This window comes from Streptomyces sp. NPDC005393 (assembly GCF_040606675.1).
Lineage (GTDB): Bacteria > Actinomycetota > Actinomycetes > Streptomycetales > Streptomycetaceae > Streptomyces.
Genome location: NZ_JBEXFG010000035.1, coordinates 26,999 through 45,123, shown reverse-complemented (window position 1 = coordinate 45,123; position 18,125 = coordinate 26,999). Strand labels below are relative to the sequence as shown.

The 18,125-nt window shown below is 72.8% G+C and carries 23 protein-coding genes and 1 pseudogene; 12 read left to right on the top strand and 12 right to left on the bottom strand.

Features of this window, described 5'->3' with window-relative positions; genetic code table 11:
* Nucleotides 1–27: 27 nt before the first annotated feature.
* The 7 genes from ABZS71_RS25415 to ABZS71_RS25385 form a co-directional block, all read right to left on the bottom strand.
* Nucleotides 28–729, bottom strand: coding sequence for an urease accessory protein UreD (locus ABZS71_RS25415; RefSeq protein ID WP_356213879.1), 702 nt, complete (start codon nt 727–729; stop codon nt 28–30).
* A 131-nt stretch (nt 730–860) separates the two neighbouring features.
* Nucleotides 861–1,553, bottom strand: coding sequence for an urease accessory protein UreG (gene ureG, locus ABZS71_RS25410; protein WP_356213829.1), 693 nt, complete (start codon nt 1,551–1,553; stop codon nt 861–863).
* Nucleotides 1,554–1,573: 20 nt separating this feature from the next.
* Nucleotides 1,574–2,338, bottom strand: a complete 765-nt coding sequence (locus tag ABZS71_RS25405) for an urease accessory UreF family protein (RefSeq protein WP_356213827.1) — start codon at nt 2,336–2,338, stop codon at nt 1,574–1,576.
* A gap of 2 nt (nt 2,339–2,340) precedes the next feature.
* The gene (locus ABZS71_RS25400; protein WP_356213826.1) at nt 2,341–4,065 is read right to left on the bottom strand and encodes an urease subunit alpha; all 1,725 of its coding nucleotides are present in this window, start codon (nt 4,063–4,065) and stop codon (nt 2,341–2,343) included.
* Nucleotides 4,066–4,152: 87 nt separating this feature from the next.
* Nucleotides 4,153–4,458 carry an urease subunit beta gene (locus tag ABZS71_RS25395; protein ID WP_356213824.1) on the bottom strand — a complete coding sequence of 102 codons (306 nt, stop codon included), beginning with the start codon at nt 4,456–4,458 and terminating at the stop codon, nt 4,153–4,155.
* 16 nt (nt 4,459–4,474) lie between these two features.
* Nucleotides 4,475–4,777: an urease subunit gamma gene (locus ABZS71_RS25390; RefSeq protein WP_355842352.1), complete on the bottom strand. Its 303-nt coding sequence runs from the start codon at nt 4,775–4,777 to the stop codon at nt 4,475–4,477.
* 150 nt (nt 4,778–4,927) lie between these two features.
* The gene (locus ABZS71_RS25385) at nt 4,928–5,320 is read right to left on the bottom strand and encodes an ATP-binding protein (protein WP_355842349.1); all 393 of its coding nucleotides are present in this window, start codon (nt 5,318–5,320) and stop codon (nt 4,928–4,930) included.
* Between the two features lie 143 nt (nt 5,321–5,463).
* On the opposite strand from ABZS71_RS25385, the pseudogene ABZS71_RS25380 reads away from it, so the two are divergent.
* Nucleotides 5,464–6,290, top strand: a pseudogene (locus tag ABZS71_RS25380) (anti-sigma factor RsbA family regulatory protein); the annotation flags it as partial.
* Nucleotides 6,291–6,335: 45 nt separating this feature from the next.
* Here ABZS71_RS25380 and ABZS71_RS25375 read toward each other — a convergent pair.
* A complete protein-coding gene (locus ABZS71_RS25375; protein WP_355842346.1) occupies nt 6,336–6,638 on the bottom strand; it encodes a type II toxin-antitoxin system Phd/YefM family antitoxin in 303 nt (100 codons plus the stop codon).
* Nucleotides 6,639–6,722: 84 nt separating this feature from the next.
* Between ABZS71_RS25375 and ABZS71_RS25370 the strand changes: the two genes are divergently transcribed.
* From ABZS71_RS25370 to ABZS71_RS25350, 5 genes are all read left to right on the top strand, one after another.
* Complete coding sequence (locus ABZS71_RS25370; protein WP_356213877.1) at nt 6,723–7,358, top strand: ATP-dependent Clp protease proteolytic subunit; 636 nt, start codon at nt 6,723–6,725, stop codon at nt 7,356–7,358.
* Nucleotides 7,359–7,363: 5 nt separating this feature from the next.
* Entirely contained in the window at nt 7,364–7,672 is a 309-nt protein-coding gene (locus ABZS71_RS25365) for a hypothetical protein (RefSeq protein ID WP_355842343.1), read from the top strand.
* 308 nt (nt 7,673–7,980) lie between these two features.
* Nucleotides 7,981–8,442: a C40 family peptidase gene (locus ABZS71_RS25360; protein ID WP_356213821.1), complete on the top strand. Its 462-nt coding sequence runs from the start codon at nt 7,981–7,983 to the stop codon at nt 8,440–8,442.
* Between the two features lie 95 nt (nt 8,443–8,537).
* A complete protein-coding gene (locus ABZS71_RS25355; protein WP_356213819.1) occupies nt 8,538–8,933 on the top strand; it encodes a VOC family protein in 396 nt (131 codons plus the stop codon).
* 84 nt (nt 8,934–9,017) lie between these two features.
* Complete coding sequence (locus tag ABZS71_RS25350) at nt 9,018–10,223, top strand: hypothetical protein (protein WP_356213817.1); 1,206 nt, start codon at nt 9,018–9,020, stop codon at nt 10,221–10,223.
* Nucleotides 10,224–10,236: 13 nt separating this feature from the next.
* Here ABZS71_RS25350 and ABZS71_RS25345 read toward each other — a convergent pair whose 3' ends face one another.
* Entirely contained in the window at nt 10,237–10,665 is a 429-nt protein-coding gene (locus ABZS71_RS25345) for an ATP-binding protein (protein WP_355842331.1), read from the bottom strand.
* 252 nt (nt 10,666–10,917) lie between these two features.
* On the opposite strand from ABZS71_RS25345, the gene ABZS71_RS25340 reads away from it, so the two are divergent.
* Together ABZS71_RS25340 and ABZS71_RS25335 are read left to right on the top strand one after the other, a co-directional pair.
* Nucleotides 10,918–11,787: a helix-turn-helix transcriptional regulator gene (locus tag ABZS71_RS25340; RefSeq protein WP_356213815.1), complete on the top strand. Its 870-nt coding sequence runs from the start codon at nt 10,918–10,920 to the stop codon at nt 11,785–11,787.
* A 9-nt stretch (nt 11,788–11,796) separates the two neighbouring features.
* A complete protein-coding gene (locus tag ABZS71_RS25335) occupies nt 11,797–12,036 on the top strand; it encodes a DUF397 domain-containing protein (RefSeq protein ID WP_355842325.1) in 240 nt (79 codons plus the stop codon).
* A gap of 4 nt (nt 12,037–12,040) precedes the next feature.
* Here the strand turns inward: ABZS71_RS25335 and ABZS71_RS25330 are convergent, their stop codons facing one another.
* Entirely contained in the window at nt 12,041–13,207 is a 1,167-nt protein-coding gene (locus ABZS71_RS25330) for an 8-amino-7-oxononanoate synthase (RefSeq protein WP_356213813.1), read from the bottom strand.
* A gap of 190 nt (nt 13,208–13,397) precedes the next feature.
* Here ABZS71_RS25330 and bioB point away from each other — a divergent pair, with 190 nt between their 5' ends.
* The 4 genes from bioB to ABZS71_RS25310 all read left to right on the top strand — a co-directional run bounded on the left by bioB (nt 13,398) and on the right by ABZS71_RS25310 (nt 17,421).
* On the top strand, nt 13,398–14,612 hold the full coding sequence (gene bioB, locus ABZS71_RS25325; protein WP_356213811.1) for a biotin synthase BioB: 1,215 nt from the start codon (nt 13,398–13,400) through the stop codon (nt 14,610–14,612).
* Nucleotides 14,605–15,981 carry an adenosylmethionine--8-amino-7-oxononanoate transaminase gene (locus tag ABZS71_RS25320; RefSeq protein ID WP_356213809.1) on the top strand — a complete coding sequence of 459 codons (1,377 nt, stop codon included), beginning with the start codon at nt 14,605–14,607 and terminating at the stop codon, nt 15,979–15,981. The genes bioB and ABZS71_RS25320 overlap by 8 nt, the downstream gene beginning before the upstream one ends.
* Nucleotides 15,978–16,682 carry a dethiobiotin synthase gene (gene bioD, locus ABZS71_RS25315; protein WP_355842313.1) on the top strand — a complete coding sequence of 235 codons (705 nt, stop codon included), beginning with the start codon at nt 15,978–15,980 and terminating at the stop codon, nt 16,680–16,682. The genes ABZS71_RS25320 and bioD overlap by 4 nt, the downstream gene beginning before the upstream one ends.
* A 64-nt stretch (nt 16,683–16,746) precedes the next feature.
* Complete coding sequence (locus ABZS71_RS25310; RefSeq protein ID WP_356213807.1) at nt 16,747–17,421, top strand: methyltransferase domain-containing protein; 675 nt, start codon at nt 16,747–16,749, stop codon at nt 17,419–17,421.
* Here the strand turns inward: ABZS71_RS25310 and ABZS71_RS25305 are convergent.
* A complete protein-coding gene (locus ABZS71_RS25305; protein ID WP_356213805.1) occupies nt 17,418–17,789 on the bottom strand; it encodes a fic family toxin-antitoxin system, toxin component in 372 nt (123 codons plus the stop codon). The two genes, ABZS71_RS25310 and ABZS71_RS25305, sit on opposite strands and share 4 nt — an antisense overlap.
* Nucleotides 17,786–18,025, bottom strand: coding sequence for an antitoxin (locus ABZS71_RS25300; RefSeq protein WP_355842304.1), 240 nt, complete (start codon nt 18,023–18,025; stop codon nt 17,786–17,788). The genes ABZS71_RS25305 and ABZS71_RS25300 overlap by 4 nt, the downstream gene beginning before the upstream one ends.
* Between the last annotated feature and the right edge of the window lie 100 nt (nt 18,026–18,125).

The window sequence follows — 18,125 nt, the reverse complement described above, 5'->3', positions numbered from 1 at the left end:
AGTACAGGGCGAACCGCCGTTTCTTTATCAACACGTAAGCATCAGCCCATGGGTGAGGGCCGCGTCGTCGAACAGCCGACGCAGGTGGAGCGCGTCCGGGGCCACGGCGCTGACCAGGGCGGCAGGGCCGGACAGGGGGGTGAGGACGGCCGTTCCGGCAAGCGACCAGGGGTCGGCGGGGCGGTCGTCGAACCCCGGATCGACGACGAGGAGTTGCCCCACCGCGCGGTGGCCGCCGAGGACCGCGCCGCCGTCCCAGCCGGGCACGCCGGGGCCGTAGGCGAGCTCCTGGTCAAGCAGCGGGCGGCCGGCGCGGTGGACGGTGAGGTGGCTGGTGAGGCGGCCCGGGGGTTCGCCGGTGCGGCCGAGGACCTGCTCCTCGCGGAGCACGAGCCGGGCAGTGGGGGCCAGTTCGACGCGGGTGGTCATGCGCAGATCGCTGCCGTGGGCGGAGATCAGCGGCTCGGGCAGCCAGCACAGGGTCGCGCCCTCGCCGACGGTCAGCCGGACCTCGTAGTGGGCGGGCTCGGCCGAGCGGCCGGGCAGGGCGATGGTGGCTGCCGCCGAGCCGATTCGCAGCCACGCCCCCGGTCCGGCCGTCGCCTCGAAGCCGATCCGGTCGCCGCCGAGCGGCGCGCTCATCGCCCCGACCACGGTGACGCGCGCCTCCGGGCCGGTGGAGCGGGTCCGGCGCAGCGCGAGCGGGCCGTCCCCGGCGAGCACGGGCAGCGCGGTCCCGCCGCGTCCGTCCGCCTCGGCGACGACGCGGGCGGTGGCCCGTACGCCAGGGGAAGCCCCGCCGGGCGCGGCCGGGTCGCCGGGCGGCGCCGGGGTGAGCGTCGGCCGGGTTACGGGAGGCGTCACGCCTCGGCCGCCGTCCAGGCCGTGAGCCGGGCGCGGACCCAGTCCACGATCGGGCGGACGCCGTCCTCGGCGACCAGGGAGGTGAAGGCGACGGGCAGGTCGCCGCGCTGGGCCTTGGCGTCGCGGGCCATGCGCTGCAGGTCGGAGCCGACGTACGGGGCGAGGTCGGTCTTGTTGACGACGAGGAGGTCGGCGGTGGTCACCCCGGGGCCGCCCTTGCGCGGGATGTCGTCGCCGCCCGCGACGTCGATGACGAACACCTGGGCGTCGACGAGCCCCTTGGAGAAGGTCGCCGTGAGGTTGTCGCCGCCGGACTCGACGAGGACGAGGTCCAGCGGGCCCACGCTCTCCTCCAGGTCCTCGACCGCTTCGAGGTTGGCGGAGATGTCGTCGCGGATCGCGGTGTGCGGGCAGGCGCCGGTCTCCACGGCGGTGATGCGTGTCGCCGGCAGTACGGCGTTGCGCAGCAGGAACTCGGCGTCCTCGCGGGTGTAGATGTCGTTGGTGACCACGGCGATCGACAGCTGGTCGCGCAGCGCCCGGCAGAGCGCGGCGACAGTCGCGGTCTTGCCGGAGCCCACCGGGCCGCCGAGGCCAATGCGCAACGCCCTGCGGGTGCCGTCGGGGCGGCGGGGGGCGGCGCTGTAGGTGTGGCGCGGGGGGTAGGTGTCCGCGTGGTCGAGATGCATGACGGCTCCGGGTGTCGCGGTTACGAGGCGAAGAGGCGTACGGGCCAGGTGGCGTGCTGTTCGGCGGTGATGTCGAGCAGCGGCGCCGCGGCGGCGGGCAGGGCGCCCGGGCCTTCGTCCAGCGCCTGTCGGGCCGCCTCGGCGGCCCGCGCCGCGACCTGGTCGAGCTCGGGGGCGAGGCGGGCGAGGACGGCGGTGGCGTCGAAGGGGTCGAGGCTCAGCAGCCGTACGGCGGCGGTCGCCGGTCCGCCGACCGACTCGTACGCGGCGGCGTACGCGGCGTCCGACGGCCCGAGCCCGGCGGCGCGCGCGGCGAGGCCGAGCACGACGGGCTGGTGCGCGCCGCGCGGGCGCGCGGCGGCCAGGGCGTCCAGCTCCGGCGAGGGCCAGGTGGCGCGGGCGGCGCGCATCAGCTGGCGGCCGAGTCGCCGTGCGGTGGTGCGCAGCGCGGGGACGGGGGTACGGGCGTCCGCCGCCTCGTCGAGGGCGAGCGGATCGAGACCGGCGGCTGCCGCGGCGGCGAGCCCGGCCGCGGTGAGCCCGGCGGTGTGCAGCCGGCCCCGGCAGAACTCCTCCAACGAGGCCGCGTCCCGGATCCGCCCGGCCGCGACGGCGGCCTCGACGCCCCCGGAGTGCGCATGGCCTCCGGCCGGGAACCGGCCGTCGGCCAGGATGAGCAGCGCGGCCGAGGTGCCGCCCCTTGAGGTTTCGCCGTCGGGCGCGGGGCCGTGGGTGGGCACAACCGGGTGCGCGACGTCCAGCCCGTCCGGCGTTTCGCGGATCATGATCAGAAGAGGAAGTACCGCTGGGCCATGGGGAGTTCGGCTGCGGGGGCCGGTTCCACGAGGGTGCCGTCGATGGTCACCGTGAATGTGTCGGGGTCGACCTCCACCACCGGCAGGGCGTCGTTCTCGCGCATATCGGCCTTGGTGACGCCGCGCGTGGAGCGGATCGGGACGAACCGCTTGCCGAGGCCGAGCCGCTCCGGGAGCCCGTCGTCGAGCGCGCTCTGGGTGACGAAGTTGAACGAGCCCGCGGCGGGGGCACGGCCGAGGGCGCCGAACATGGGGCGCGGCATGACCGGCTGCGGGGTCGGGATGGACGCGTTGGCGTCGCCCATCTGCGCGTACGCGATCTGTCCGCCCTTGATGACCAGCTGCGGTTTGACGCCGAAGAACGCGGGCTCCCACAGCACCAGATCGGCGAGTTTCCCGGGCTCGACGGAGCCGATCTCCCCGTCGAGGCCCTGGGCCACCGCCGGGTTGATGGTGTATTTGGCGACATAGCGACGTGCCCGGTGGTTGTCGGCGCGGCCGTCCCCCGGGAGCGCGCCCCGGCGGCGCTTCATGACATGCGCGGTCTGCCAGGTGCGCAGCACCACCTCGCCGACCCGCCCCATGGCCTGGGAGTCGGAGGAGATGATCGAGATCGCGCCGAGGTCGTGCAGGATGTCCTCGGCGGCGATGGTGCTGGGCCGGATGCGGGATTCGGCGAACGCGAGGTCCTCGGGGACGGCCGGGTTGAGATGGTGGCAGACCATCAGCATGTCGAGGTGTTCCTCGACGGTGTTGACGGTGTGCGGCCGGGTCGGATTGGTGGAGCTGGGCAACACGTTCGGCTGCGAGACGACGGTGATGATGTCGGGCGCGTGCCCGCCGCCGGCGCCCTCGGTGTGGTACGCGTGAAGGGAGCGTCCGGCGATGGCGGCGAGGGTGTCGCCGACGAACCCCGCCTCGTTCAGCGTGTCCGTATGGATGGCGAGCTGGGCGCCGCTCTCCTCACAGACGCCGAGGCAGGCGTCGATGGCGGCGGGGGTCGCCCCCCAGTCCTCATGGATCTTGAATCCGAGGGCGCCGCCCCGCAGTTGGGACCACATGGCCCCGCGCGAGACGGTGTTGCCCTTGCCAAGGAGCCCGATATTGACCGGATAGGACTCCAGCGCCTCGAACATTCGGGCGAGATGCCAGGGGCCGGGGGTGATGGTGGTCGCCTTGGTGCCCTCGGCGGGGCCGGTGCCGCCGCCGACGAGGGTGGTGATGCCGGCCGAGAGCGCCTGGTCGACGATGGTCGGGGAGATGAAGTGGACATGGGCGTCGATGGCGCCCGCGGTGAGGATTCTGCCGTTGCCCGCGATGACCTCGGTCTCGGGTCCGATGACGAGATCGGGGTGGACACCGTCCATGGTGTCGGGGTTCCCGGCCTTGCCGATGCCCGTAATACGGCCGTCACGCAGCCCGATGTCGGCCTTGACGACACCCCAGTGGTCGAGCACGACGGCACCGGTGATCACGGTGTCGGGGGTGCCGTCGGCGCGGGTGGCGCGGGACTGGCCCATGGACTCGCGGATCACCTTGCCGCCGCCGAAGACCGCCTCGTCCCCGGCCCGGCCGGGGCCGCCGCAGCGGTCCTCCTCGATCTCGACGAGGAGGTCGGTGTCGGCGAGACGTATACGATCCCCGGTGGTGGGGCCGAAGAGATCCGCGTACGCGGTCCGGCTGAGCTCAGTGGTCATGGTGCCCCCTTTTGTTCGCTTCTCCGCCCGCGAGGCGACAGCGCGGGCCGTCGTCCACGTACCGCCCGGCGGCCTCGCGCGCGTCGCTCACAGGGGCCCTCCCGTCTCGCCCCGCAGCCCCGGCACGATCCGCGCACCCGCGATCGGCACCAGTCCGACCTCGACCGGAATGCCCGGCTCGAAGCGCACGGCGGTGCCCGCGGCGATGTCCAGGCGTGTACCGCGGGCCGCGCCGCGGTCGAATTCCAGGCCGGGGTTGGCCTCGGCGAAGTGGTAGTGGGAGCCGACCTGGACGGGCCGGTCGGCGGCGTTGAGCACGGTGAGGCGGATCACGGGCCGCCCCTCGTTGAGCCGCACCGGCTCCTCCGCGTGGAGGACCTCTCCGGGGATCATGGAACAGGCCCTCCGGTCAGGCGATCGGCTGATGGACGGTGACGAGCTTGGTGCCATCGGGGAAGGTGGCCTCGGCCTGCACATCGTGAATCATCTCGGGGACGCCCTCCATGACCTCGTCGCGGGTGAGCACCCGGCGGCCGGAGGCCATCAGCTCGGCGACGGTACGGCCGTCGCGGGCGCCCTCCAGGATGTGCGAGGTGATCAGCGCGATCGCCTCCGGGTGGTTGAGGAGCACACCGCGGGCCCGCCGCTTCTCCGCCACATCGGCGGCCACATGGATGAGCAGCCGCTCCTGCTCGTGCGGGGTCAACTGCACGCTTTCCACCTCACACTCGTCCCGTCGGAGGGGGCGACTCGCGCCCCGGTTGGGGCAGGCTAGTTCGGCGGCGTTTCCTCCGCGTTAACTGGCGCGTGGGCGGTACGGCTCGTGGGGGCGGTGCTCGTTCACCGGCTCAGGCGGCGGCTGTCAGCGCAGCGGCACGAGGGCCCGTACGCGCTTGCCCCCGCCGGGGAGCGCCGTGACCGTCACCTCGGAGGCCAGGCTGCGCACCATGGGCCAGCCGTGGCCGCCGGGCATCGACGGGTCGCTTGGGGGACGTGCGGTGGGCAGGTGATCGCTGGCGTCCTCGACGGTGATCTCGAGGCCGTTCTCCCGCACCGCGCTCCCGAACACGGTGATCCCGCCGGCGTGGCGCAGGGCGTTGGTGGTCAGCTCGGATGTGACGAGCAGGGCGTCGGTGAGGGCGGCACCGCCCACCGGGCGCCGCTGTCGGCTGAGCAGTTCCCGTACCGTGTCGCGCGCCACCGCGGCGGTGCCGGGGCTCGTGCGCACCGGCATGTGTCGGTCGACGGTGGTCACATAGCCTCCCTCCGCGCGGTTGCGCGTGTCTCTTCCCCCTGCTTCCCCGCGACGCGACGCGCACGCACACGCGCCCCGAAGTCGCGACCGGGTGCCCCTCTCCTGCCCGTCCGCCGACGGGCCGGGGTCAGATCACATCGATACTGCGCGCGGCCGAGCCGGTGGCGGTGGCCGTTCCCGGCGGCGACCTCCAACTCCTGCGGGCGGCACTGGGCCCCAGCGCCGAGAGGGTCCGGTTCCTCGACATGACCGAGGCCGGGCGCAACACCGGGCGGATCATCCCCGGTGTGCTGCGGGCCTTCGCCGACCGGCACCCCGCCGCCCGGGTAAGGATCATCGGCGAGCCCATCTGGGCCGGCCGCACCGAGGCGGGGTACGGCGCCTGCGTCCAGCACGAGGCGTTGATCAACCTGGCCTTCCGCGGCCGTGCGGTCACCATCATATGTCCGTACGACACCGCCCGGCTGGATGCCGGCGTGCTCGCCGACGCGCGGGCGACACACCCGCTGATCGTCGAGAACGGCCACCAATGGCCCAGCCATGCCTACGCCCCCGAGCAGGCCATCGCGTCCTACAACGAGCCGTTGGGCGTCCCCGCCGGGGCCCCTTCGTTCTCGTTCGCCGCGGACTGTGTGCCCGGCGCCCGGGTCTTCGCGGTCTCAGAGGCGAGAGGCTCGGGCTGATGGGGCGGCGCCTGGGCGATCCGGCCCTCGCGGTCGCCGAGTTGACCACCAACAGCGTGCTGCACGGCGGCGGCCGCGGCACGGTCCGGGTCTGGGCCCAGGGCGGACAGGTGCTGTGTCAGGTCGAGGACCCCGGCCGCCTCAGCGATCCGCTCGCCGGCCGGCGGCCGGCCCTGCCCGGCCGGATCGGCGGCCGGGGCCTGTTGCTCGTGCATCAGGTCTCCGACCTGGTTCGCGTGCACACCGGGCCCGACGGCACCGCCATCAGGTTCCACTTCGGCCGGTAGCGGCGTCGGTCTCCGCCCCGGCCGGTACCGCGCCCTGCCCCCGCGTCACCTCTCCCGGCCCGGACGCCGGTCCCCGCCCTCCGGGCCGCGGTGTTCCGCCGCGATACCAAAGCGCCGCCGTTCGCCCGGAGCGGACGCCGGGGGGCGCACCGCGGAGACGGTGCTGATCACCTGCTCCTCCGCCTCCGTCTCGCTCTCCTCAAGTCGCCGCAGGTCAGCAGCGGACACCAGGGCGACGAGCGGCTTCCCGTGGCGTGTGACGACCACTCTCTCGCCGCCGTACACCACGCGGTTGATCAGATCCGCAAGCTCTGCACGGGCTTGCGTCACCGGAATCTCGTAGGCCATGCTCCCCACCTTACGAGATGTACGTCCTGTACATTTTTCACGCAGCCATGAGGCCGAGAGGTGACGCGAATGGAACGACCCGCGATCCAACGACCGACCGCGCGCTATGTCCTGCCCGAGTTCACCGAGCGCACCAGCTCGGGCGTCCGCACCATGGACCCCTACTCCAAGCTGCTCTCCGAGCGGATCGTCTTCCTCGGCACCCCCATCGACGAGACGTCGGCCAACGATGTGATCGCGCAGCTCATGCATCTTGAGCACGCCGCGCCCGACCAGGACATCTCGCTCTACATCAACTCCCCCGGCGGCTCGTTCAACGCCATGACGGCGATCTACGACACGATGCACTTCGTCTGCTGCGACATCGAGACGATCTGCCTGGGCCAGGCCGCGTCGGCGGCCGCCGTGCTGCTCGCCGCCGGTGCCCCGGGCAAGCGGCTCGCGCTACCGGGCGCGCGGATCCTCATCCACCAGGCCGCGTTCAGCGAGCCGGTCCAGGGCACCACCTCCGATCTGGCGATCCAGGCGGCCGAGATGCTCCGCACCCAGCGGATGCTCGAGGAGATGCTGGCGCGGCACACCGGCCGGACCACCGAGCGGATCCGCGCCGATATCGACCGCGACAAGATCTTCGACGCCGAGGCCGCGGTGGCCTACGGGCTGGTGGACCGGCTCACCCGGAGCCGTAAGCGGCCGGTCTCGCCGCGCAGGGCGGGGTGAGCGCGATGTTCCCGCCGGAGCTGCCCCCGCTGCCCGCGCTCACCCGCGCGGAGGGAAGCGTCATCGACCACTACCTGGAGGCGGTCGATCTGCTCGGCCGGATCAACCCGGCGCGCGGCAGTGACACCTACGGAAGCCTGCGGGCCGCGCAGGCGCTGGCCGGGAAGGCCGTCGCGCTGCGGGACGCGCTGGCGCTTATGCACGAGCGCGGCGAGAGCCGGCTGCACGCCACGACGCTGGCGCGGGCGCTGCGGGTGCTGGACGGGGAGCGGCGCGCGGAGCGGGTCACGCTGCCCCCTGCGCTGCGGACCTGAGGCCCGGGGGCCCGAGGCCGTCGCCCGAACGGCGTAGCCGGATCCCGGCGGGCGGCGCGCGGCCCGCTTGCGCGCCGCCCGCCGCCCCGGGTCCGCAACGCGGGCCGCCCCACCCCGGCGAAACGGCCGTTCCCGCAGGTCGCGGGCGTACGGCAGAGCGGCGCCCGCCACCCGAACGGGCCAGCCGTGACCACCCTCACATCGCGCCGTTTCGAGTCGGAACCGGCGGCTGCCGTGCGTGACCATCCCTGGGACGACACGAACCCGCCGTCGCACCGGGGGGGTCGGCTCACGAAGGGTGGTGCGCGATGAGTGCGCACATACGTATCCCCAGGATGGTCTCCCGAGCGAGCGCCGTCTCCGCGCTCACCGTCGCCGCCGTGGCGTCGCCCGGATGTCCACCGGAGGCCGAGGCGGCGACGGCGTCGGCCAAGGCCCTGAAGGTCGCCGCCTCGAAGAAGGGCGCACCGTACAAGTACGGCGCGGCGGGGCCGAACCGCTTCGACTGTTCCGGTCTCACGCTGTACGCGTACAAGCGGGCCGGGAAGCGGCTGCCCCGCACCGCCGCCGCCCAGTACAACCGGACGCGTCATATCGCGGCCGCCTCCCGCAAGGGCGGGGACCTGGTGTTCTTCCACTCCGGAGGCAGCGTGTACCACGTCGGCGTGTACGCGGGCAGCGGCCGCGTCTGGCACGCGCCCAAGACGGGCGAGGTGGTCCGGCTGGAGCGGATCTGGACCAGGAAGGTCTGGTACGGCCATGTCCGCTGACCGGTGCCGGCCCAGGTCATGGCCCGTTGTCAGTGGCCGCCGGTAGGTTGACGAGGCGGGTGGAGGCCCGTCCGTCCCCCCTCCGGAGGCCCCGTATGGCGTATCTCAACCCGGTCCGGCACATCACCTTCGACGCCCACGATCCCTATGCCCTGGCGCGGTTCTGGTCCCAGCTGACCGGCTACGCGCTGGAGGACTCCGCACCGGGCGACGACGAAGTGCTGATCGTGCCGGACCACCCCGGGATCCCGGGCCTGCTGTTTCTGCGGGTCCCGGACTCCAAGGCCGTCAAGAACCGCGTCCACCTCGACATCCAGCCGCCCTCGGGCACCCGGGACGGCGAGGTGGAGCGGCTGATCGGGCTCGGCGCGAGCGTCGTGGACGACCGGCGCACGGACGAGGGGATGGGGTGGGTCGTGATGTCCGATATCGAGGGCAATGAGTTCTGTGTGGAGCGCAGCGCCGTCGAGCGCGGTCTGGTGCCTTCATAGGCTTTCCGCCACCTGGAGCGGGCTCCAGGTCAGGCGTTAGCGTGAGCCGGTGCCGGCGCGGCCGGCACCGGGAGGGGGATCGTCATGAGTGGTCAGTTCCAGCCGGACCGGACCTACGACCAGGTGTATCTCGTCTTCGTGGACACCTCCGGGTATTCGACGATCGTCCGGTCGAACCCCAGAGATCGCGCCGCGCACGCCTTCGATCTGCTGCGGGAGCGGATGCGCGCGCGGATCGGCCAGCTCTCCGCGCAGCATCGCTGTGCCCGCAGCGACTTATGGAGCTGGCGCGGCGACGGCGGATTCTTCGCGGTCCACGACGACAGCGAGAGCGTGGCCCGCGATGTGGCGCTGGAGGCCGCCCGCACCTTTCTCACCCTGGATCTGCGGCATCTGCGGGACGAGTTCGCCCAGGCGGGGGTGGACGGCGCGCTGCATGTGCGGATGGCGGTGCACAAGGGGGCGATACGCCACAGCGCCGAGGGCCGGACCGGTGCCATCCACTCCCCCGACATCAATCTCGCCGCGCATCTGGAGAAGGCGACCCCGCCGGACTGTCTGGCGGTCTCGGAGGATGTGTACCGCACGGCGGGGCCCTACGCGGAGCTGTTCACCCCGGTCGGAAGCCATGAGGGCAAGGACGTCTATCTGATGGCGGGCGACGGCGGCCCCGGGGAGGCCGCCAAGGCGTGGCTCGCGGGCCGGGGGCTGGCCGACGGCACCCCCGTGCACGCGTATCCCGAGCGCCCGAGCTCACCGGAGAAGGCGCGGCTGCTGGACGCGTCGTCCGAGGAGGTCCTCGACATGGGGACGGCGCTGCGCACCTCCTCCAGCCGGCTGGTCACCACCGAGCGCCCGGCCCGCTACCGCGACGCGGTCCTCGGGCTGCTCCGCCGGGGGGGCGTCTACCGCTGCTATCTGCTGGATCCGTCCTCGGACGCGGCGGCCACGCTGTCGCGCCAGTACGAGGAGGACATGACGCGGAAGATCAAGGATTCGCTGGAGCGGTTCGGCCGCTTCAAGGAGCGCTACGGGGCGGAGGCCGAGCGGTTGCGGGTCTACCAGACGGATGAGTTCCCCGGGTTCTCGGCGCTCACCGTCGATATGCGCGGGCCCAACGGGCTGATCCTGTACTCCTCGTACCTGATGGGCGCGAGCCCGTACGGGGTGATCGAACGCGGCGACATGCCGCACTATCTCATCGGCCCGGCCGCCGGGCGGGTCTTCACCCGCATCCGTGAGCTGGCCGAGGCCCGTGCCACCACGGGGCAGGTCCAGCGCGTGCTGTGAGCCGTCGGGTGGCTCAGCGCACCGGCACGGTCCACGGCAGGGCGATCCATACGGTCTTGCCGCCCTCGGCGGTGGGGGTGACGAAGACCTCGCCGCCCGACTCGGCGGCCAGACAGCGGATGATGACCAGTCCCCGCCCGTGGTCCTGCTGGGTGGCGGCCGACAGCCGCCTGGGCCATCTGGGGTGACTGTCCGTGACGCCGATCTCCAGCCGCTGCTCGCGGTCGAGCCGTAGGTCCAGAGTGAAGGTGGGCGACTGGCCCAGGGTGTGCTGGACGGCGTTGGTCGCGAGCTCGGAGACGATGAGCCGCACGGTGTCGGCGGCCTCCGCACCCGCCCCGATCCCCCACTCGGCCAGCACGTTCGTCACATAGGCGCGTGCCGCGGGAACCGAGGCCGGTGCGCTCGGCAGAGTGACGGATGCTTCCTGATGGTCTGCCATGGCGGCTGTCCCTTTCCCGCCGGGGCGCGGCTGCGGACGCGTTCGGGAGGTACTGCGAAGTCAGGGCAGCCCCGGCGGCTCTAGGCGTCAGAGTGCCACCGATGCCCTCCGTAACGGGGGCGATCCACCGAGTTATGCATATATCTGTCGCCCAAAGCGGTGAACTCTGCTACGGAAGACCGGATTTGGACGGCACACTGAGTCATGGGCGCAATGTGGGGCACGAACCGGAAATGACAGGAGGAAGAACCCATGCGGTATGGCCCGGCGGTGCGCCGCCGCAAGCTCGGCGCGGAGCTCCGCCGCCAGCGCGATCTGGCCGGACTCACCAGCGGCGAGACCGCGCGCCGGCTGGGTTGGCACCAGTCGAAGGTGAGCCGGATCGAGACCGGGCGGAGCGGAGCGAAGCCGTCGGACGTGGCGCGGCTGCTGGAGGTGTACGAGGTCGCGGACCCCGAGCTGCGCGCCCTGCTGGAGGCGCTGTGCGGCGGGGGTGCCTCGGATCCGGAGGGGTCGCGGCGCGGCTGGTGGTACGCGTACCGCGATCTGCTGCCGCCCGTCTACCGGGACTTCATCAGCCTGGAGGCGGAGGCGTCGGACGCGTACACGCTGGAGACCACGGTGGTGCCCGGTCTGCTCCAGACGCCGGACTACGCCCGGGCGGTGACCCGGGCGGCGCTCGCGGATCTGCCGCGGTCGCAGGTGGACGCGCTGGTGGAGGTGCGGATCGCGCGCCAGTCGGTGCTGCGCGGTGAGCGGCCGCTGCGGCTGCACGCGGTGCTCGACGAGGCGGCGCTGCGGCGCGAGGTCGGGGACGCGACGGTGATGGCGGCTCAGTTACGCCATCTGGCGGAGCTCTGCGCACTGCCCCAGGTGCGGCTGCAGATTCTCCCGTTCTCCACCGGAATGCCCATTGGTATAACAGGTCCTTTTATTATCTTCTCCTTTCCGCACATTACTGACCTGGACGTGGTAGTTCTCGACCACTTGACGAGTAGCCTCTATCTGGAGCGGAAAGAAGACCTCCGGGCGTACAGCGCCGCGTTCGAGGTGCTGCGGACCAACGCCCTGACACCTGAGGATTCGTTGACCTTTATCACCAAAATCGGGGGCGGCGCCTGAGGGGGCACCATGTCTGATTCGTCCGCCAAGCCCGTTGTCTGGCTGCGCAGCAGCTACAGCGTCGGCATGAACAACTGCGTCGAGACGGCCCTGCTGGGGCCGGGCCGGCTCGCCGTGCGCGACTCGAAGAACACGGCGGGCCCCGCCGTCCTCTTCACCCCGTCGACCTGGGCCTCGTTCCTCAAGGGACTGCGGGACGGCGAACCCGGCGGCCTCGGCTCCGGCACCACCCACCCCGCCGGAAGCTGATCCGTCAGGCGGTCGGCGCGGTCCTCACGATCACGCCGACCGCCTCCTCGATCCGCTGATTCGTCAGATCCGCGCGGGCGGTCAGCCGCAGCCGGGAGATGCCGTCGGGGACGGACGGCGGACGGAAGCAGCCCACGAGCAGCCCGGCCGCACGGCAGTCCGCGGCCCAGCGCAGCGCCTGCTCCGGCGACGGCGCGCGCACCGACACCACGGACGCGTCGGGCCGTACCGCGGCGAGACCGGCGGCGGTCAGCCGTCCGTGCAGTTCGGCCGCGACCGTACGCGCGCGGGCGGCGCGCTCCGGCTCCCGGCGCAGCAGCCGCACGCTCGCCAGGGCGGCGCCCGCGGCCGCCGGGTTGAGCCCGGTGTCGAAGATGAAGGTACGAGCGGTGTTCACCAGATGCTCGATCACCCGGGCGGGACCCAGAATCGCCCCGCCCTGGCTGCCCAGCGACTTCGAGAGGGTGGCGGTTGCGACCACGTCCGGCGCGCCCGCGAGCCCGGCGGCGTGCACGGCGCCGCGCCCGCCCGCGCCGAGCACCCCGAGGCCGTGCGCGTCGTCCACGACCAGCGCCGCGCCGTGCGCACGGCAGACGGCGGCGTGGTCGGCCAGCGGCGCGGCGTCGCCATCCACCGAGAAGACGGAGTCGGTGACGACGAGCGCGCGGCCCCCCTCGCCCGGGCCGGCGCCGTCGAGGACCTTGCGTACCGCCTCGGGGTCGGCGTGCGGCACGACGGCGACCTCGGCGCGGGAGAGCCGGCAGCCGTCGATGAGCGAGGCGTGATTGCCCGCGTCGGAGACGACCAGCGCGTCCCGGCCGCCCAGCGCGGAGACGGCGGCCAGGTTCGCGGCGTAGCCGGAGGAGAACACCAGGGCCGCCTCGAAGCCGCAGAACGCGGCGAGCTCCGTCTCCAGCGCGGCGTGCAGTTCGGTGGAGCCGGTGACCAGCCGGGACCCGGTCGACCCCGCGCCCCAGCGGCGGGCCGCCTCCGCGGCGGCGGCCGTCACCTCCGGGTGCCGGGCCAGCCCCAGATAGTCATTGCTCGCCAGGTCGAGCAGCGGGGAGTCGGCGGGCCGGACGCTGAGCCTGCGGACCAGCCCGGCCCGGCCGCGCCGCTCCCGCTGGACGTCGATCCACTCGAACGGGTCGTCCTGGCGCTGCTGGGGCATCGGCTGTCCCTCTCTTCGCTGTCTTCGCTGTCTTTCCTGGGTTCTTCCGTCGGACACCAACTGTCGGGTCCGGATAGAACGTAGCGGCGTCCATGCGCGGTCAGGGTGTGGCAATACACACACCTCGATCGCGGCGTCTTGTACGGTCCCTCCTTGGCCGGGAGCGGTGACGTAGGACAGGATCGGCGCCATGGATCTGCTGAACACGCTGGTGGAGAAGGGGTCGCGGCGCGAGACGCCGACCCGCGAAGAGGCTCTCGCCGTGCTGGCGACCTCCGATGACGATGTGCTGGATGTGGTGGCCGCCGCGGGCAAGGTGCGCCGCGCCTGGTTCGGGCGGCGGGTGAAGCTCAACTATCTGGTGAACCTCAAGTCGGGGCTGTGCCCCGAGGACTGCTCGTACTGCTCGCAGCGGCTCGGCTCGAAGGCCGAGATCCTCAAGTACACCTGGCTGAAGCCGGACGAGGCGGCTGCCGCGGCGACGGCGGGCGTCGCGGGCGGCGCCAAGCGGGTGTGCCTGGTCGCCAGCGGACGCGGGCCGACGGACCGGGATGTGGACCGGGTCTCCCAGACCATCGCCGCGATCAAGGAGCAGAACCAGGACGTCGAGATCTGCGCCTGCCTCGGGCTGCTGTCCGACGGGCAGGCGACGCGGCTGCGGGACGCGGGCGCGGACGCGTACAACCACAACCTCAACACCTCGGAAGCCACTTACGGGGACATCACCACCACCCACACCTACGCCGACCGGGTCTCGACCGTGCAGCAGGCCCAGGCGGCGGGCATGTCGGCCTGCTCCGGGCTGATCGCGGGCATGGGCGAGACCGACGAGGACCTGGTCGACGTCGTCTTCTCGCTGCGTGAGCTGGACCCGGACTCGGTGCCGGTCAACTTCCTCATCCCCATCGAGGGCACCCCCCTCGCGGGCGAGTGGGCGCTGACCCCGCAGCGCTGTCTGCGCATCCTGGCGATGGTGCGGTTCGTCTGCCCGGATGTGGAGGTACGGCTCGCGGGCGGGCGCGAGATCCATCTGCGTACGCTCCAGCCGCTCGCCCTGCACCTGGCTAACTCGATCTTCCTCGGTGACTATCTGACCACCGAGGGACAGGCGGGCAAGGAGGACCTGGCGATGATCGCCGACGCCGGGTTCGAGGTGGAGGGCACCGACACCACGACGCTGCCCGCGCACCGCGTGGACGCGCTCGCGGCGGCCGGCTGCGGCTCGCACGGCGCGGAGGGCGGGGGCTGCGGCCCGTGCGGCGACGCGACGCCCGCCGAGACGGCGCCCGCCGCGGAAACGCCCGCCGCGGACGCCCCCGTCGCCGTGGTGGCCGGGGAGGGCCACGCCGATCTGGTCGCGGTGCGCCGCCGGGGCGTGGGCACGGACCTGCCGCCCAATGCCTGAGTCCGAGCCGCTGACCCCCGAAGAGCTGCGGGCGCTGGACCGGCAGCACGTCTGGCATCCCTACGCCCCGATGCCCGGCCGCCAGGACCCGCTCGTCGTCGAGTCCGCGGCCGGGGTACGGCTGCGGCTCGCCGAACCGGCGGAGGGCGCCCGCGAGCTGGTGGACGGGATGTCGTCGTGGTGGTCCGCCATCCACGGCTACAACCACCCGGCGCTCAACCACGCGGCGCGCGGCCAGCTGGACCGGATGAGCCATGTGATGTTCGGCGGGCTCACCCATGAGCCCGCCGTGCGGCTGGCCGCCCGTCTGGTGGAGATCACGCCCGAGCCGCTCCGGCATGTCTTCCTGGCCGACTCGGGTTCGGTGTCGGTCGAGGTCGCGGTCAAGATGTGTCTGCAGTACTGGCGGTCGCTCGGCCGGCCCGCCAAGCGACGGCTGCTGACCTGGCGCGGCGGCTACCACGGCGATACCTGGCAGCCGATGGCCGTATGCGACCCGGACGGCGGAATGCACCGGCTGTGGTCGGGGGTGCTGCCCGAGCAGATCTTCGCGGACGCGCCGCCGCCGGGCTTCGACGCCGCCCCGGACCCGGCGTACGAGGCTCGTCTGCGCGATCTCGTGGCCCGTCACGCGGATGAGCTGGCCGCGGTGATCGTGGAGCCGGTGGTACAGGGCGCGGGCGGAATGCGCTTCCACTCCCCCGCCCTGCTGCGGCTGTTGCGCGAGGTGTGCGACGAGCACGACGTACTGCTGATCTTCGACGAGATCGCCACCGGCTTCGGCCGCACCGGTGCGCTCTTCGCGGCCGGGCACGCGGGGGTCAGCCCCGATGTGATGTGTCTGGGCAAGGCGCTGACCGGCGGCTATCTGACCCTGGCCGCCACGCTGTGCACCCCGCGGATCGCGGACGGCATCTCGCGCGGCGAGCTGCCGGTGCTCGCCCACGGCCCGACCTTCATGGGCAATCCGCTCGCCGCCGCCGTCGCGGCCGCCTCGATCGACCTGCTGCTCTCCTACGACTGGCGCCAGGAGGTCAAGCGGATCGAGACCGGGCTGCGCGACGGTCTCGCGGAGGCCGCCGAGCTGCCGGGCGTACGGGACGTACGGGTGCTCGGCGCGATCGGCGTCGTCCAGCTGGCCCATCCGCTCGACGAGGCGGGGATGGCGGCGGCGACACGGGCCGCACTGCGGGAGGGCGTCTGGCTGCGGCCCTTCCGCGATCTGCTGTACACCATGCCGCCGTACATCACCGGCGACGACGATCTGGCCCGGATCTGCGCTGCGGTACGGGCAGCGGCACGCACGGCGCCATCGGCGGAAACCACCGACGACGGCGCGCGGACGAAGCGAAAGGCACCAAGCTCATGACAGTACTGGTCGTCACCGGCACGGGCACGGAGATCGGCAAGACCGTCACCACGGCGGCCGTCGCGGCCGCGGCGCTGGCGGCCGGCCGATCGGTGGCGGTGCTCAAACCCGCGCAGACCGGTGTCGCGGAGGGCGAGCCGGGAGACGCCGCGGAGGTGGCCCGGCTCGCCGGTCCGGTGACCGTCCGCGAACTCGCCCGCTACCCCGAGCCGCTGGCCCCCGCCACGGCCGCCCGCCGCGCCGGGCGCCCGCCGGTGCGGCCGCACGAGGTGGCCGAGGCCGCCGAGAAGCTGGCCACCGAGCACGATCTGGTCCTGGTGGAGGGCGCGGGCGGGCTGCTCGTACGCTTCGACGAGACCGGCGCGACGCTCGCCGACGCGGCCCGGCTGCTCGCCGCCCCCGTCCTGGTCGTCGCCCACGCGGGCCTGGGCACGCTCAACGCGACCGCCCTCACGACCGAGGCGCTGCGCGCCCGTGGCCTCGACTGCCCCGGTGTCGTCATCGGCAGCTGGCCCGCCGACGCCGATCTCGCCTCCCGGTGCAACCTGGCCGACTTCCCGGAGTCGGCGGGCGCCCCGCTGCTGGGCGCGCTCCCGGAGGGGGCGGCCGCCCTCGCACCCGCCGACTTCCGCGCCGCGGCGCCCGGCTGGCTGGCGCCGCAGCTCGACGGGGAGTGGGACGCGGCCCGCTTCACGGCGTAACAGCACCCCTGGCAGAATCCCGGTACCGGTTACCGACCGTCCCGCCGGGAAAGGGGTGTCACCCATGCCCGTACGCCGCAAGTCCCCACGTGACGCCGTCCACCATCCGCTCTTCGCCCGCTGCTACGCCAGGCTCGGCCCGCTGGCCGACGAGCGGGCGGGGGTCGGTGAGCTGCGGCACGAACTGCTGGCCGGACTGTCCGGCCGGGTCATCGAGATCGGCGCGGGCAACGGCCTGAACTTCCCGCACTACCCCGGCACCGTCTCGGAGGTCGTCGCCATCGAGCCCGAGCGGCATCTGCGCCGCCTGGCCACGGGCGCGGGGCTGCGGGCGGCGGTGCCGGTGGATGTGGTGCCGGGTGTGGCGGAGGCGCTGCCGGTCAAGAGCGAGGCCTTCGACGCGGCGGTGGCGTGTCTGGTGCTGTGTTCCGTACGCGACGTCCAGCGTGCGCTGGGGGAGCTGTTGCGGGTCCTACGCCCGGGTGGCGAGCTGCGCTTCCTCGAACACGGCCGCGCGGACGGCCGGATCCTGGCCACGACGCAGCGGGCGCTGGACCGGACGGTGTGGCCGTTGGTGTTCGGCGGCTGTCATACGGGCCGTGAGGTGCGGTGGGAAATGGCGAGGGCGGGCTTCGAGCCGGTCACCCACCGCCGCCTGCGGATCCCCGACCGCGGCGTCCCTCTCCCCACGTCCCCCTGTGTGCTCGGCGTGGCCCGGCGGCCGGGTGGGGAGACCTAGACGCTCCAGGTGCGCAGCTCGTCGGCGATCGTGTGCACATCCGCCCTCCCGTCCTTCACCAACCGCGCCAGATCCCGCACCCGCTCCGGCGACGTCGCGATCTTCAGCCCGTTCGCCACGAGATAGGCGTAGGCGACGGCCGAGGCGAACAGCGCGTTGGACCGCTCCAGCGCCGGGACCAGAAGCAGCAGTTGCAACAGGGCGGCGGCGCGGGTCTGGGGGTCGGTGTAGATGGGGGTGCCGAATATCTCCGCCTCATGGCGGCTCACGGCGGCCACGAGCGCACCGTAGTCGGTGACCCGGGGGTCCCCCGGCGTATTGTGTTCGGCGATCATCAAGAGCCAGGCGAGATCGATACGCACGTTCAAGGGCGCGCTTCGCCCTCGTCGCCGGACTCCTTGCCGAACTCCTCGTCGAAGACGGACCGGTACTGCTTCATGAAGTCGGCGGCGGCCTCCACAAAGGTGTGGCCCGCCTCGCCCGCGTCCTGCCGGACCAGCTCTTCGATATAGCGGTTCATGCTCATCCCCCGCTGCAGCGCACGCTCCCGGGCCACCTCCGCGGTGGCCTCGTCGACCCGGACGTTCAGCTGTGTCTTCGGCACGCTCTCACGCTAGCGCATATTTGCTAGCAGCAGCAAGCGCGCGCACCCGGGGGTGAATCCCTACCATCGAGGAGCAGACGTTCCGATACGGGGAGGCATC